This is a genomic window from Enterobacter sp. PL_is514 (assembly GCF_055816715.1).
This window is the reverse complement of record NZ_JBVPGN010000036.1, coordinates 652,825-667,489: the sequence shown is the minus strand read 5'-3', so window position 1 is coordinate 667,489 and position 14,665 is coordinate 652,825. Positions and strand designations below refer to the sequence as shown.

Annotated in this window: 17 protein-coding genes; 3 read left to right on the top strand and 14 right to left on the bottom strand. The window is 56.9% G+C overall.

The features are described from left to right. Window positions 1-2 precede the first annotated feature (2 nt). The 10 genes from flgK to flgB form a co-directional block, all read right to left on the bottom strand. Window positions 3-1,643 carry a flagellar hook-associated protein FlgK gene (flgK, locus tag AC0TNG_RS23555; protein WP_024909018.1) on the bottom strand — a complete coding sequence of 547 codons (1,641 nt, stop codon included), beginning with the start codon at window positions 1,641-1,643 and terminating at the stop codon, window positions 3-5. Between the two features lie 75 nt (window positions 1,644-1,718). After that, window positions 1,719-2,672 carry a flagellar assembly peptidoglycan hydrolase FlgJ gene (gene flgJ / locus AC0TNG_RS23550; RefSeq protein ID WP_024909017.1) on the bottom strand — a complete coding sequence of 318 codons (954 nt, stop codon included), beginning with the start codon at window positions 2,670-2,672 and terminating at the stop codon, window positions 1,719-1,721. Beyond that, window positions 2,672-3,769 (bottom strand): flagellar basal body P-ring protein FlgI, encoded by a 1,098-nt coding sequence (locus AC0TNG_RS23545; RefSeq protein WP_029740346.1) that lies wholly within the window; start codon window positions 3,767-3,769, stop codon window positions 2,672-2,674. The genes flgJ and AC0TNG_RS23545 overlap by 1 nt, the downstream gene beginning before the upstream one ends. 12 nt (window positions 3,770-3,781) lie before the next feature. Then, complete coding sequence (gene flgH / locus AC0TNG_RS23540; RefSeq protein ID WP_024909015.1) at window positions 3,782-4,480, bottom strand: flagellar basal body L-ring protein FlgH; 699 nt, start codon at window positions 4,478-4,480, stop codon at window positions 3,782-3,784. A 57-nt stretch (window positions 4,481-4,537) separates the two neighbouring features. Then, complete coding sequence (flgG, locus tag AC0TNG_RS23535; RefSeq protein WP_008500810.1) at window positions 4,538-5,320, bottom strand: flagellar basal-body rod protein FlgG; 783 nt, start codon at window positions 5,318-5,320, stop codon at window positions 4,538-4,540. A gap of 11 nt (window positions 5,321-5,331) precedes the next feature. Next, a complete protein-coding gene (locus AC0TNG_RS23530; RefSeq protein ID WP_008500811.1) occupies window positions 5,332-6,087 on the bottom strand; it encodes a flagellar basal body rod protein FlgF in 756 nt (251 codons plus the stop codon). Window positions 6,088-6,107: 20 nt separating this feature from the next. Further along, on the bottom strand, window positions 6,108-7,358 hold the full coding sequence (gene flgE, locus AC0TNG_RS23525) for a flagellar hook protein FlgE (protein ID WP_473713174.1): 1,251 nt from the start codon (window positions 7,356-7,358) through the stop codon (window positions 6,108-6,110). A gap of 26 nt (window positions 7,359-7,384) precedes the next feature. Continuing rightward, window positions 7,385-8,095, bottom strand: coding sequence for a flagellar hook assembly protein FlgD (flgD, locus tag AC0TNG_RS23520; RefSeq protein ID WP_473713173.1), 711 nt, complete (start codon window positions 8,093-8,095; stop codon window positions 7,385-7,387). An 11-nt stretch (window positions 8,096-8,106) separates the two neighbouring features. After that, window positions 8,107-8,511: a flagellar basal body rod protein FlgC gene (gene flgC / locus AC0TNG_RS23515; RefSeq protein ID WP_008500814.1), complete on the bottom strand. Its 405-nt coding sequence runs from the start codon at window positions 8,509-8,511 to the stop codon at window positions 8,107-8,109. Between the two features lie 3 nt (window positions 8,512-8,514). Continuing rightward, window positions 8,515-8,931, bottom strand: a complete 417-nt coding sequence (flgB, locus tag AC0TNG_RS23510) for a flagellar basal body rod protein FlgB (RefSeq protein WP_023311135.1) — start codon at window positions 8,929-8,931, stop codon at window positions 8,515-8,517. A 157-nt stretch (window positions 8,932-9,088) separates the two neighbouring features. Between flgB and flgA the strand changes: the two genes are divergently transcribed. The 3 genes from flgA (at window position 9,089) to flgN (ending at window position 10,565) form a co-directional block, all read left to right on the top strand. Beyond that, window positions 9,089-9,748: a flagellar basal body P-ring formation chaperone FlgA gene (flgA, locus tag AC0TNG_RS23505; protein ID WP_024909011.1), complete on the top strand. Its 660-nt coding sequence runs from the start codon at window positions 9,089-9,091 to the stop codon at window positions 9,746-9,748. 93 nt (window positions 9,749-9,841) lie between these two features. Continuing rightward, window positions 9,842-10,135 (top strand): flagellar biosynthesis anti-sigma factor FlgM, encoded by a 294-nt coding sequence (gene flgM / locus AC0TNG_RS23500; protein ID WP_032639635.1) that lies wholly within the window; start codon window positions 9,842-9,844, stop codon window positions 10,133-10,135. A gap of 4 nt (window positions 10,136-10,139) precedes the next feature. Continuing rightward, window positions 10,140-10,565: a flagella biosynthesis chaperone FlgN gene (gene flgN, locus AC0TNG_RS23495; RefSeq protein WP_008500818.1), complete on the top strand. Its 426-nt coding sequence runs from the start codon at window positions 10,140-10,142 to the stop codon at window positions 10,563-10,565. A 59-nt stretch (window positions 10,566-10,624) separates the two neighbouring features. Here flgN and murJ read toward each other — a convergent pair whose 3' ends face one another. The 4 genes from murJ to rimJ form a co-directional block, all read right to left on the bottom strand. Next, window positions 10,625-12,160: a murein biosynthesis integral membrane protein MurJ gene (murJ, locus tag AC0TNG_RS23490; RefSeq protein WP_024909009.1), complete on the bottom strand. Its 1,536-nt coding sequence runs from the start codon at window positions 12,158-12,160 to the stop codon at window positions 10,625-10,627. 129 nt (window positions 12,161-12,289) lie between these two features. Then, window positions 12,290-13,213, bottom strand: a complete 924-nt coding sequence (locus tag AC0TNG_RS23485; RefSeq protein WP_248163977.1) for a Gfo/Idh/MocA family protein — start codon at window positions 13,211-13,213, stop codon at window positions 12,290-12,292. A 2-nt stretch (window positions 13,214-13,215) separates the two neighbouring features. After that, window positions 13,216-13,866 (bottom strand): YceH family protein, encoded by a 651-nt coding sequence (locus tag AC0TNG_RS23480; protein WP_061715550.1) that lies wholly within the window; start codon window positions 13,864-13,866, stop codon window positions 13,216-13,218. 9 nt (window positions 13,867-13,875) lie between these two features. Further along, on the bottom strand, window positions 13,876-14,460 hold the full coding sequence (gene rimJ / locus AC0TNG_RS23475; RefSeq protein WP_348560899.1) for a ribosomal protein S5-alanine N-acetyltransferase: 585 nt from the start codon (window positions 14,458-14,460) through the stop codon (window positions 13,876-13,878). Window positions 14,461-14,665 lie beyond the last annotated feature (205 nt).

Sequence of the window (14,665 nt, the reverse complement as noted above, 5' to 3'; positions counted from 1 at the left end):
CCTTAACGAATGTTGATAATTGCATCGAAGAGCGTACTGGCAGTCTGGAGAACCTGGGCGTTCGCCAGGTAATACTGCTGATAACGCTGCAAATTGCCATACTCTTCGTCGAGGTTTACCCCAGAGATGGTCTGCTGCTGCTTGATTAACTGCGTTTCCACATTGGCTTTCGTCTGGCTGCTCACCTTCAGTGACGCCGTGGTGCTACCGACGGTACTGACGAGAGAGGCATACGCATCGTTGAAGGTTTTATTTCCACCCACCACTTTGCCGTTTTGCAGATCGAGCAGTTTCTGACCGTTACGGTTGTCACTTTCGCCGCCGTTCTGTACCGACGCCATCGCCAGTTTGGACTCGTCGCTGATCGCCAGATCCATGTTCATGATGACGTTGGAAACCGGCTTCACGGTGAAACTGTCTTTGGTATTTGCCGTACCGCTCACGTTGACGTTAAGGCCATCAAACGACAGATTACCGCTGGCATCCGGGCTCATCGTAAAGCTGGTTTTGTCTGATGTGCGGGTGACCGTCCAGTCAGTGCCGTTAAACTGCAGCTTATAGTCAGTCGCCTGGACCTGTTTGCTGTCCGCCACAGAGGCCGTAACAACCGCCGATCCGCCGTTCTTGCTGTTGGACAGCACCGCAGGAGAACCAAAGTTGAACAGCTTACCGCCCGCATCACCGTTTGCATCAAAACCGGCTTCATGCTGCGTGTTCATCGCATCGGCAAAGGCCAGCGCCATCTGGTTCAGAGTGTTACGCGCTTTATCCAGATCTTCATTACGGAAGGTCAGTAAACCGCCTAAAGAACCGGTGGTGATAAATTTCTCGGGGATCTCAATATTACCCGCCACGTCATCGACGTAGGCGACGGTCGTACGCGCCGGATCGGCGCTGGACTTCACGGCAGCCAGCTGGCTGGCTTTGCTGCCCTGCACCAGGCTGTAACCATTGCCGAGAGAGATATTAAACGTGCCGCTATCCTGTACGGAGACTTCCACGCCCACGATTTTGTTCAGTTCAGTCACGAGCTGATCGCGCTGGTCGAGCAGGTCGTTTGGCGAAGCACCCGCACCGACGCCGGTCAGACGAGAAATCTGATCGTTCAGATTCGCAATCTGCGTCGCGTAGTTGTTGATCTGAGATACGCTGCTTGAGATGGCGGTATTCACCTGCGTATCCTGGTCACGAAGATACTGATCGTTGGTTTTAAACTGATTGACCAGACCGCCCGCTTTCCCCAGCACCGTCTGACGTGCAGCCGGATCTTCCGCGTTGCTCACCAGCGTTTGCAGACTCTTGAAGAAATCCTGCAGCGTGGTGGAGAGCGAGTTGGTGGTATCGGAGAGCACGTCGTCGATTTTTGACATCTGCTGGTAGCGCGTCGTCAGACCGCTGCTCTGCGTCTGCGCGGCGCGCAGCTGGTTGGTGATGAAGGCGTCATACTCACGCTGGACACCGGAGACATAGACCCCGTTACCCACCCAGCCACCGCCGGTCAGCGTGCTGTTAGATGCACCCAGCACCGTGGTCTGGCGGGTGTAACCTGCCACGTTATAGCTTGAAATATTATTACTGACGGTATTGAGTGCCGACTGCGCAGCACTGAGGCCACTCATGGCGCTGTTAATCAAACTGGACATGGGGGTTCCTTTTATACGTTCAGACACGAGTCCTGATGAAGGTTATCGGCAACCTCCACCGGGACTTGAGAACTTTCAGAACAGATTTTCAATATCTGTGCTATAGGCTTTGCTGACCTTCTCGCCCATGGATTTCAGCTGCTGGATCATGCTGGTGAGCTTACGTGCATAGTTCGGGTCAGTCGCGTAGCCCGCGTTTTGCAGCGCCTGAGCCCCCTGCTCCGCCGTCGCCGCCTGCGTAACGGCGGTATAACGCGGATTTCGGCTCAGCAGGCCGACATAATCGGACAAGGCTTCCAGATAAGAGCTGTAGACGCGGAATTTGGCTTTGACCTTCACCGCCGCACCGTTCTCGTATTCGGTGGTCGTGATCTCCGTTGTCGGCCCCTTCCAGCTGGAGGTGGCCTTCACGCCGAAGATGTTGAAGCTCGGCTCGCCGTTTTCCTTGCGGATCTGACGCTGACCCCAGCCCGACTCCAGCGCGGCCTGCGCCAGAATCAGGTGATGCGGCACGCCGCTCTGTTCGCTGGCAAGGCGCGCAGGCAGAGAAAGCTGCGCCAGGAAGTCTTTGCTGTCACCGGAGAGCGGCTCATCGCCGCTGCCCGTGGCTTTTGGCATCGCTTTACGCACCAGCTGCGTCAGGGCCTGGTTCTGATAGCTGGTCACCGTTTCCAGGTCGAACTTCATCGGCACCTGCTGCGGCTGCTCCTGAGGCTGAATGCCCTGCGCGGCTTCGGTCTGTTTCACAATCATGTCAGCCAGACCGAGGCCTTTACCCGCAGTCATCTGCTGCGCAATCTGCTGGTCATACATGCTGGTGTAGAGACGCGTTGAATCACTGCTGAACATCCCGTCTTTCGGCAGGGTTTCGCGCATGCTTTTCAGCATCATCTGTACAAACATCCCTTCCACCTGGCGGGCGACCGGGCGGATATTCGCCGCCGGGTCTTTACCTGCTTTGGTTTTCAGTTCGTTGAGCGACTGGGCGTCCCAGGCTGCACTGGTCAACAGTTTGCTATCGGTCAGCATTAGATGATTTCCAGTTTGGCGCGCAGGCAGCCCGCGCTTTGCATCGATTGCAGGATGGACATCAGATCCATCGGCGTTGCCCCCAGGGCATTCAGGGCACGCACCACGCTGTTCAGGTTGGCGCTGGAGCGCACGCTTTGCAGTGACCCGCCGCTCTGACGCATATCAATTTGCGTTTGCGGCGTCACCACCGTCTGACCGCCACCAAATGGCGTATTCGGCTGGCTCACGTTCGCGGAGCGGTTTACCGTCACGGAGAGGTTACCCTGCGCCACGGCACAGCTGTCCAGCGACACTTCCCGGTTCATGACCACCGAGCCGGTACGGGAGTTGATGATCACCTTCGCATCCTGGACCGGAACGTTCACTTCCATATTCTGGATATCTGCCAGCATGCGCACCTGGTTGCTGCTGCCGGTAGAGGTACGGATCTGTACGGTGCGCGCATCGAGTGCCGTTGCATTACCGTAGCCGCGGCTGCGGTTGATGGTATCGGCAATCTGCTGCGCCATCGTGAAGTCTTCATTATTGAGCTGCAGGTTAATGGTATTGCCCGCGCCAAACTGGGTCGGCAGTTCACGCTCAATGATCGCCCCGTTGGTAATCCGTCCGCCGTTGAGCTGGTTCACCTGCACGCTGCTTCCGCCTGCGGATGCTCCCGCACCGCCGACCAGTATGTTCCCCTGCGCCAGCGCATAGACCTGGCTGTCGACGCCTTTCAGCGGGGTCATCAGCAGCGTACCGCCGCGCAGGCTTTTGGCGTTACCCATTGAGGAGACCACCACGTCAATGGTTTGTCCCTGACGCGCAAACGCCGGGTAGGACGCGGTGACCATTACTGCCGCCACGTTTTTCAGCTGCATGTTGGTTCCCGCCGGCACGGTAATGCCGAGCTGGGAAAGCATGTTGTTCAGGCTTTGGGTGGTGAACGGCGTCTGGGTCGTCTGGTCACCGGTACCATCCAGACCCACCACCAGACCGTAGCCAATCAGGGAGTTTTCACGTACGCCCTGAACGCTGGTGAGGTCGCGAATACGGTCAGCCTGGGCAAACGTTGCCACCAGCGCAAGCGCCACGGCGAAGATCGATTTAAACATGGGTCACCTCGCTTACATCGGTGATAAATTAAGGAAGAAGCGCTGCAGCCAACCCATATTTTGCGCTTCATTGATATAGCCGTTACCGACGTACTCAATGCGCGCATCCGCCACCTGGGTGGACGGAACGGTGTTGGTGCCGCTGATGGTGCGAGGGTTAACCACGCCCGAGAAGCGAATGAATTCAGTGCCCTGGTTGATGGCGATCTGTTTTTCACCCACAACATGTAAGTTGCCGTTAACCAGTACCTGGTCAACCGTGACCGTCAGCGTACCGCTGAAGGTGTTGCTGGCGTTCGCGCCGCCTTTGCCGTTAAAGGTGTTGCCGCCGGACGCGTTCACATCAGCACGCGCGTTGCCGAACAGCCCTTCGAGATAGCGTGGCACGGTATCGAAGCCAAAATTGGTTTTGCCATCGCGGCTGGCATTCGCCGACGAGCTCTTGCTCGCGCTGACGTTTTCCTGCAGCACAATGGTCAATGTATCGCCGACGTTACGCGGGCGGCGATCTTCAAACAGCGGCTGATAGCCGTAATTAATCGGCTGCGCGGTCTGGAAAATGGAGCCGTTTACCACTGGCGCAGGGCCAGGAACGGGCTGGGCAGTCGTCGCACCCTGGACCAATGGTTTGGACGGGATCAAAGCACACCCGCTGAGGGTGACAGCCAGAACAGTCAGTATCGGATAACGAAACGCCGCGTTTTTTTGCATTGCCTTCATCTTCGAAAACAGGGAGCCGGCGCGGCGTTTACCGCACCGGGCTACACCTTAGAGTTGCGTCAGTTTCTGCAGCATCTGGTCGGTCGTCGACACTGCTTTACTGTTAATTTCATACGCGCGCTGAACCTGGATCATATTCACCAGCTCTTCCGCCACGTTCACGTTGGAGGTTTCAACATAGCCCTGGTACAGCAGGCCCGCACCGTTCAGGCCTGGCGTACTTTCATTTGGCGTACCGGAAGATTGCGTTTCGGTGTAGAGGTTCTCACCAATGCTTTCCAGACCGGTATCGTTCATGAAGGTGGTCAGGTTGAGCTGCCCAACCTGAACCGGCGCGGCCTGTCCCTGCTGGGTCACGCTGACCACACCGTCACGTCCGATGGTGATGCTCAGGGCGTTGGCCGGGATGGTGATCGCAGGCTGGACCTGGAAACCGCCCGCCGTCACCAGCTGGCCGTTCTGATCGACCTGGAACGAACCGTCGCGGGTATAAGCAGAGGTCCCGTCAGGCAGCTGCACCTGGAAGAAGCCCTGCCCTTTGATTGCTACGTCTTTACTGTTGTTGGTCTGAGACAGGTTGCCCTGACTGTGCAGACGCTCGGTGGCCACCGGGCGAACACCGGTACCGATCTGCAGGCCCGAAGGCAGCGTCGTCTGTTCAGAAGACTGCGCCCCCGGCTGGCGGATGGTTTGATAAAGCAAATCTTCGAAAACGGCGCGCTGACGCTTGAAACCATTGGTGCTCACGTTTGCCAGGTTGTTGGCAATCACATCCATATTGGTTTGCTGGGCGTCCAGGCCTGTTTTCGCGATCCATAAAGAACTGATCATAAGGAGTCCTGTTAACTCATAGCCAGAAGTTGGTTAGCCTTGCCCGCGTTTTCATCCACGCTGCTGATGATCTTCATCTGCATTTCAAAACGGCGGGCGCTGGCGATCATGTCGGTCATGGCTTCGACCGGCTTGACGTTACTGCCTTCCAGAACGCCGGACATCACGCGGATGCTCGGATCGGCCTGTAACGTGGCACCCCGCGTCGCCTGCGCCGCCTGGGTCAGACGGAACATGCCGTCATCGCCACGCTGCACCTCTTTGCCCTCCGCCTTAACCAGCTTCAGACGTCCGACGGGCGCAACGGTGTTGGCCGGGTCGCCTGGGTTCAGCGCCGAAATGGTGCCGTCCGCGGCGATAGTCAGCTCAGAGCCTTCCGGCACGGTCAGCGGACCCGCTTCCCCCATCACCGGATGCCCCTGAATCGTCAGCTGGCCCGTCGCGCTCACCTGGATGTTCCCGTTACGGGTATAGCCTTCGCTGCCGTCGGCCGTTTGCACCGCCAGCCAGCCGTCCTGCTGCAGGGCAACATCCAGCGGGCGTGAGGTATAGTCCATCTGCCCAGGCGTCATATCTGCGCCAGGGGTAGATGCCGTCACCAGCGTACGGGTTGGCAGAGAAAGCCCTTCTACCGGCACCGCGCGCAGCGCATTAAGCTGCGCGCGAAAGCCCGGCGTTGAGGCGTTTGCCAGGTTGCTGGCGGTAACGGCCTGCTGATTGAGCGTCTGGCTTGCCGCGCCCATCGCGGTATATATTGCGTGATCCATTGCGCTTTCCTGTTAGCCGCTTAACGCAGGTTAACCAGCGTGTTGAGGATCTGATCCTGGGTTTTGATGGTCTGCGCGTTCGACTGATAGTTACGCTGCGCGACAATCATGTTCACCAGTTCTTTACTCATATCCACGTTGGAGGCTTCCAGCGCGCCGTTGGTCAGCTTGCCGAAGTTACCGGTGCCTGCGGTCCCCAGCAGCGCCACGCCGGAGGACTGAGAGGCAGACCATACGTTGTCGCCTTCCGATTTCAGACCTTCGTTGTTGGCGAAGTTTGCCAGCACGATCTGACCCAGAACCTGAGACTGCTCGTTAGAGTAGCTTCCCACCACGGTGCCATCGTCGTTGATCTGGTAGCTGACCAGATCGCCTGGCTTGTAGCCGTTCTGATTGGTTGCCACCACGCTGTTCGCACCGGTGTTCTGCTGCATGGAGTTCAGGAAGCTCAGGGAGAAGGTCGCCGCCGTCGCACCGCTAACGGAGCCCGTGGTGATGTTAATGGCCGGCGTGGCGTTTGGCGTTGCGCTCAGTACACCCGCAGCGTCGTAGTTATAGACACCCGCCAGGTTACCGTTCGCATCAAAGTTCATCTGCGCCGCTTTCGCTGCTGTAGAACCCGCAACGCTGCCGTCCTGCGTGTAAAGATCCCATTTATTGTCAGCCGTCTTCACGTAGTAGACGTACATGTTATGGGCGTTACCCTGGCTGTCGAATACGGTCACGGTCCCTTTTTTGTTATAGGTGTCCGGGTTGGTCGCATCGAAAGGGGCCGTTTGAACAGGGTCGGTTGAGTTCAGGTTGATCTGCTGCGTCGCGGTGGTGGTCGATTTTGCCGCCATCAGGGTATTCGGGATAGTAATCGCCTGAGGGTTCGCACCGGTCTGAACGGTAGGCGGCGTACCCGCTACCGGGTAGCCCGTCAGCTGCATGCCCTGCATGTTCACCAGCGTACGGTTTTCGTCCAGCTTGAACTGACCGTTACGGCTGTAGAACACAGAGCCGTTGGAATCAACCATACGGAAGAAACCGTTCTGGCTGATGGCAACGTCCAGACCACGACCGGTGTTGGTGGTGGTGCCGTCGCTAAAGTCCTGAGTGATGCCCGCAACCTTCACGCCCAGACCCACTTTGGAACCGGCAAACATGTCTGCAAATGATGCAGAACCGGATTTAAAACCATAGGTCGCGGAGTTGGCGATGTTGTTGCCAATGACGTCCAGGTTGGTGGCCGCAGCATTCAGGCCGCTGACCGCTTGAGAAAAGGCCATGACTTACTCCTGATAAGTGATAAGGCTTAGATAATCTGCCGAACTTCGTCGAGTGTGGTGGAACCCGAGGTTCCCAAATCCAGTTTGTTGCCGTCGCTTCCTTTAATCACGCCCTGGACCAGCGCGAACTGCAGCGGCTGCGCTACCAGCTGGGTTGTCCCGTTGCTGGCGCTGATCGCTACTTTGTAGGAACCGTTTGGTGCTTTCGTGCCGTCGGTCAGGCTGCCATCCCAGGTAAAGGTGTGAACGCCCGCCTTCAGCTCACCGATATCAATGGTGCGCACGACCGTGCCGTTGCTGTCGGTAATGGTTGCGGTAACTTTCTCCGCCGCCTGCTGCAACTCAACGCCAAACGGCGTGGTCGTCGTGGTGGTATTGCCGTCGGTGGTGCTGGTGCCTGCCAGAATCGTGGTCCCCGGGATCATCACCCCGTGGCCAATCAGGCTTGCCGCCTGCAGAGACTGGGCGCTGTTAATCTGCCCAGAGACGGAACCGAGGGTGGTGTTCAGTTTCTCAATGCCGCTCACGGTGCTGATCTGCGCAAGCTGCGTGGTCAGTTCGTTGTTCTGCATTGGGTTGGTGGGATCCTGGTTCTTAAGCTGCGCCACCAGCAGCGTCAGAAAGCTGCCCTGAAGATCGGCGGCGTTACTCCCCGTCAGGGAGTTAGAACCCGTCGTACTCTTTGTGTTGTTAACACCCGAGTTCGTAGGATCATTCACATTTACGGCGATGGACATGCATGTCTCCTTTACTGGCCGAGAGTGAGTGTTTTGAGCATCATGCTCTTCACGGTATTAAGCACTTCGACGTTGGCCTGGTAGCTACGGGAAGCCGACATGGAGTTCACCATCTCACCCACCACATCCACGTTTGGCATCTTCACGTATCCGCTGGCATCCGCGAGCGGGTTACCCGGCTCATACACCAGCCTGTCAGGCGCCTGGCTCTCTACCACATCAGACACCTTCACGCCGCCCGTCGCCGCGCCCGGCGCAGCATCGACCTGAAAGACAACCTGTTTGGCACGATAAGGCTGGCCGTCGGGTCCGGTGACGCTGTCGGCGTTTGCCAGGTTACTGGCAGCCACGTTCAGGCGTTTGGACTGCGCGGTTAACGCCGAACCGGCGATATCAAAAATATTCAGCAAGGCCATCTATCAGTTCCCCCCCTGCAGGACGTTCATCATGCCTTTGATTTGTCCGCCGAGTACGGTCAGGCCCGTCTGGTATTTCAGGCTGTTATCGGCAAACTGCGTACGCTCCCGGTCCATATCCACGGTGTTACCGTCGAGTGAGGGCTGATCGGGAATGCGGTAAAGTAAATCGGTCGCTGGCGCGGTCATCGCCTGAGCAGGAATATGGCGAGAGGATGTCATGGCAAGTGCAACACCCGTTCCTTCGGCACGTCCACGCTCCATCACCTTTTTGAGTTCACTGGAAAAATCAATATCGCGCGCCTGAAACCCCGGGGTATCGGCGTTAGCGATGTTGGCGGCTAAAATCTCCTGCCGCTGGGCGCGTAAATTGAGCGCTTCCTGCTGAAAACGTAACGCGGCGTCGAGTTTATCGAGCATGTCTCCTCCGCTGATGGCAAAATTTCAGTTCACAGCTTAAATCTCACCCGGTCTCCCCTATCGACGGAATAAGCGCAAAATGCGTCGCTATTTATTGCGTTGATGCAAAACCACTGCAGGTAGAATTCATTCAACTCTGGAAACGGTGGAACTTGCGATGCAAACGTTAAAACGTGGCCTGATGGCAATTTTCTGGCTGTTTAGCCCGCTGGTGCAGGCTGAAGGCTTACAGGATCAGTTGACGGCTTTCTTTGCTGAGAAGCTGGCAGGCTTTAGCGATGACGTTACCGTTACCGTGCGCACGCCACCGAATCTGTACCCGACGTGTGACCAGCCTTCGTTCAGCGTGGTGGGGTTCACAAAGCTTTGGGGAAATGTGAACGTGCTGGCACGCTGCGCCAACGAAAAACGCTATTTACAGGTTGCAGTTCAGGCGACGGGCAATTATGTTGTCGCCGCCGTGCCCATTGCGCGCGGCAGCGTACTGCAGACGAACAGCGTGACGTTAAAACGCGGCCGTCTGGATCAGCTGCCTCCACGCACCATGCTGGAAATAAACCAGGCACAGGACGCCGTCAGCCTGCGTGATGTTGCACCAGGCCAGCCGATACAGCTCTCAATGCTGCGCCAGGCATGGCGGATAAAAGCGGGCCAGCAGGTGATGGTGGTGGCCAACGGAGAGGGCTTTAGTATCAACAGTGAAGGGAAAGCGTTAAACAATGCCGCGGTGGCGCAAAACATCCGCGTCAGAATGTCCTCAGGCCAGGTGGTGAGCGGAACCGTCGATTCTGATGGGAATATTCTGATTAACCTATAATCTTTTTAAAGATTTCGCGGCGCGTGCCGATAAATATTCCACTAATGATGATGTCAGGCGCAAACGCCGCGAACCCTCGATGAGGACAACACTATGAGCATTGATCGTACATCAGCCCTGAAGCCGGTAAGCGCTGTACAACCTCGCGAAACGAATGACGCTCCTGCGCAAAAAACGCGTCTGGAAAAACCGTCAACGTCCAACAGCACCAGCGTGACCCTGAGCGATGCGCAGGCGAAACTGATGCAGCCAGGCACCAACGATATCAATATGGAACGTGTTGAAGCGCTGAAAACGGCTATTCGTAACGGTGAACTGAAAATGGATACCAGCAAGATCGCTGATGCCCTGATTCAGGAAGCACAGAGTTTCTTACAGAGTAACTAACCGTATGAGTCGACTGTCAGAAATACTGGATCAAATGACGGTTGTCCTGAACGACCTGAAAACGGTAATGGACGCTGAACAACAGCATCTCTCTTCCGGTCACATCAACGGCAGCGCGCTGCAGCGTATTACTGAAGATAAGAGTTCGCTTCTGGCGACGCTGGATTATCTGGAGCAACAACGCCGCGCTGAGCAGGATCCGAAGCGCAGCGCCAATGACGATATTATTGAGCGCTGGCAGACCATTACCGAAAAAACCCAGCACCTGCGCGATCTTAACCAGCATAACGGCTGGCTACTGGAAGGTCAGATTGAGCGTAATCAGCAGGCGCTTGAGGTGCTGAAACCGCATAAAGAAACCGGACTGTACGGTGCGGATGGTCAGACAGCGACTGCGCGTATTGCGGGTGTGAAAAAGATTTCGATTTGACGCATCAGCGACAAATCATGCAGCGGGGAGCACCATAAGGTGAACTCCCCTTTTGGCGTTTATGCCGTCCGACGGGCAAACTCTTTCACTTTGAAGCCCAGCACCGCGAGCGTGGCAAAGTACGCCACCACCCCGACGCCTACCACGGCCATCAGCCGCATCAGACGGTAGGGCATGGTGCCCTGAGACCACTCCGGCATCACGTACATCATGCCGAGTAGCGCGGCAGACATCACCAGTACCGCCACGATCAGACGCACCAGGAAACTTCCCCAGCCCGGCTGCGGTGTAAAAATATCCTGCTTGCGCAGCTGCCAGTACAGCAGTCCGGCATTCAGACAGGCCGCCAGACCAATCGATAATGACAGGCCCGCATGCTTCAGCGGACCAATAAACGCCAGGTTCATCAGCTGCGTCATAATCAGCGTCACAATGGCAATTTTCACCGGCGTTTTGATATCCTGACGCGAGTAGAACCCGGGCGCCAGCACCTTAACGACGATCAGCCCCATCAATCCGACCGAGTAGGCAATCAGCGCGCGCTGGGTCATGGCGGCATCAAAGGCGGTGAATTTCCCGTACTGGAAGAGCGACACCGTCAGCGGTTTGGCCAGAATACCCAGCGCCACCGCGCTTGGCAGGGCCAGCAGGAAGCAGAGACGTAACCCCCAGTCCATCAGGCGGCAATACTCATCATGATTACCGCTGGCAAAACTTTTCGACAGCGACGGCAGCAGGATGGTCCCCAGCGCCACGCCCAGCACTCCGGACGGGAACTCCATCAGACGGTCGGCGTAGTACATCCAGGAAACCGAGCCGGACACGAGGAACGAGGCAAAGATGGTGTTGATAATCAGCGAGATCTGGCTGACGGAGACGCCGAGAATAGCGGGCCCCATCTGCTTGATGACGCGCATCGCCCCGGCATCTTTGAGATTGATGCGCGGCAGCACCAGCATGCCGATTTTTTTCAGATGCGGCAGCTGATACGCCAGCTGCAGCACGCCGCCCACGGTGACCGCCCAGGCCAGCGCCAGCACCGGCGGGTTGAAGTGCGGCGCAGCGAACAGGGCAAAGCCGATCATGCTGACGTTGAGAAACGTTGGCGCAAACGCCGGAACAGAGAAGCGGTTCCAGGTATTCAGGATCGCTCCCACCAGCGAGGCCAGCGAGATGAGCAGAATATAGGGGAAAGTAATGCGCAGCAGCTGCGAGGTCAGGGCAAACTTGTCGGCCGTATCGGCAAAACCGGGCGCGGTCACCATAATCACCCACGGCGCGGCCAGCATCCCGAGTACCGTCACCACCGCCAAAGCCAGCGTCAGCAGCCCGGAGACATAAGAGACAAAGACGCGCGTCGCGTCTTCACCCTGCTTGCTTTTATATTCCGCCAGGATAGGCACGAATGCCTGGGAAAACGCCCCTTCAGCAAAAATACGACGCAGCAGGTTCGGCAACTTGAACGCGACGAAAAAGGCGTCCGTGGCCATCCCTGCACCAAATACCCTTGCCACAATGGCGTCGCGCGCAAAACCCAGCACGCGGGAAAACATGGTCATCGAGCTGACGGCCGCCAGCGATTTTAATAAGTTCATTAACGTGAATTTCCAGAACCATACGGATTTGTAGGCCAGGTGAGCCTAAGCGCCACCCGGCAAAGCCAACAAGCGGCGCTTAGTCTAACCGGATTTCAACGAATTACTATCCGCAGATGTTACAGCGAGTTATTCGCTCATGGCCTCGCGCCAGAGCCTTTCCACAATGCGCTGCGCCATGATGGCCTGCTCACCGGACGTTTCAGGAACCGTCTGATTTTGCACGCAGGTGATAAAGTGACGGGCACAACCGGCAAAACCGCGCTGTTCAAGCGTGCTCTGCCAGCCAGGGGCAGGTAGCGTCACCACGCCGCTGCCCTTCTCTTCCCGCCATTCACGCATGTCGGTTATATCGTACAACGCGCCGTCGGTGACGGCCTGGACGGATTCACGCTGACTCCCCGCACGACGATGCATGCTGGTCGTGATCTGTAGATGGTCAATCGCGAAATGATGTTCGGCGTAGACCATTTCACCCTGCTCGTTCGTAAGTAGCGTGCCACTTTGCAGCTGTGCATTGCCGCTGGCGAGCCACAGCGCCGTATCCACAACGTGCAGATAGTCATCCAGCAGCGTGAAGCGCAGATCGTTCGGCCCGATGCTGTCTGTGCGGTGTTTATCCATCCGCAGCGAGGAAAGCGTGCCCGACTGTGCCTTAAGCTGCTGATAAAGCGGTGCGAAGCGGCGGTTGAAACCGACCATCAGCGTCAGTTTTTTGCGCGCGGCCAGTTCAATCAGCCGCTCGGCATCCTGAACATTTTCCGCCAGCGGTTTGTCCACGCAGACGTGAACCCCCAAATTGAGCAGCTCGCTCACCACCTGATAATGGGTTGCCGTTGAAGTATGGACAAATACCACATCACACTCGCGGGCCAGATCCTGCAATGAGGCAGCATACGGCATGCGCCAGGTTTCGCAGATACGTTCTGCCTTTTCTCGGGTGGGTGACCATGCCCCTTGCAGGGTCCAGTCCGTCGCCGCACCTAAAACAGGCAGCCAGGCTTTTTGCGCGATACCGCCCAGCCCCACCACGCCTACGCGTAATTTTTTCACCGTCAGTCTCCCAAATGTGCCAGCAACGCATCCAGACGCTGTTTCAGCCCGGCGACCTCATCTTCCAGCGCCTCTACGCGGGCAACCAAATCGTCATCTCCAGCACTAATATCGGTTGCGCTGGATTTAACTGAAATATCAACTTCACCACTGAACAGATGCATATAGCGGCTTTCGCGTTTGCCCGGCTCGCGCGCCAGACGCACCACGTATGGACCGTCTTCGCGAGAAGCCAGCCCTTCCAGGGTCTGCTCGACCTCCTGCATCTCGCTGAACTCATGCATACGGGAAGCGCGCGTGCGCAGTTCCCCCGGTGTCTGCGCCCCGCGCAGCAGCAGCGTGGTGATGACCGCCACTTCCGCACTGCTCAGCTTCAGGTCGCCAAATTCGGAGTTACAAAAGCGCTGTTCGTATTTGGTCACGCGGTTGCCGAAGCCGCTGACGGTGCGCAGATAGTGGCGTTTTACCAATGCATCGAGCACGTCCTGAACCTCATGCTCGCTGAGGTTCATCACCGGCTCGCGGTTGGTCTTCTGGTTGCAGGCCATGGTCACGGCGTTGACGGAGAGCGGATACTGCTCCGGCGTGGTGACCTGTTTTTCGAGTAAGCACCCAATCACGCGCGCTTCTGTACCGTTTAGCTGATACTTCATCTTTTCTCCTTAACGACCTGCGGTCCAGTCCCGGGTGGTTAACGCCGTCAGAACGTGGTCGCGCCACTCTCCGTCTATCAAAAGATAGTCTTTGGCGTAACCCTCTTTCTCGAACCCTAAACGCGCCAGCAAATTGCCGCTGCGCTGATTATGCGGCATATAGTTCGCCATGATGCGATGGATATGCTGCGTGCGTTGCATATAGCGGATCGCCGCCGTTAACGCCTCGTACATCAGCCCCTGCCCCTGCCATTTCTGGCCGATGGAGTAGCCAAGGTAGCAGGCATGAAACGATCCCCGCACCACGTTTGAAAAATTGGCGATCCCGATAATCTCTTTCTCTTCAGGATCCAGCAGCGCGAAATAAAACGCGCTGCCCTGCTTGTGAAATTCCGTAATCATGCTGAGGCGCGCCTGCCAGCCGGAAGGGTAACAATGGCTCTCATCCCGAACGGGTTCCCAGGGTTTTAAAAACTGGCGATTCTCGGCGTAATAATCCGCCAGACGCCAGGCATCACGCTCATGCACCAGACGAACGACCAGCCTGTCCGTTGTCAGACGCACTTTTGGCACATTACTGCGATAGCCAAACATCGTTACCACTCCTTCCCGTCACTTCAGCTTACCCATTAGCTTTACTATACCTGCGCCTGCGCCGTCTGTGAAAACAGTGACATACCATTTTCACCTCTTTTCACACTTTTCGATGAGAACTCTCTATCAAAGCACCCTTTTGATAAAAAAATATTGTCGCGTTCAGGGGTGGGAAAAAACGCGGCGACACCGCAGAATGTTAGCG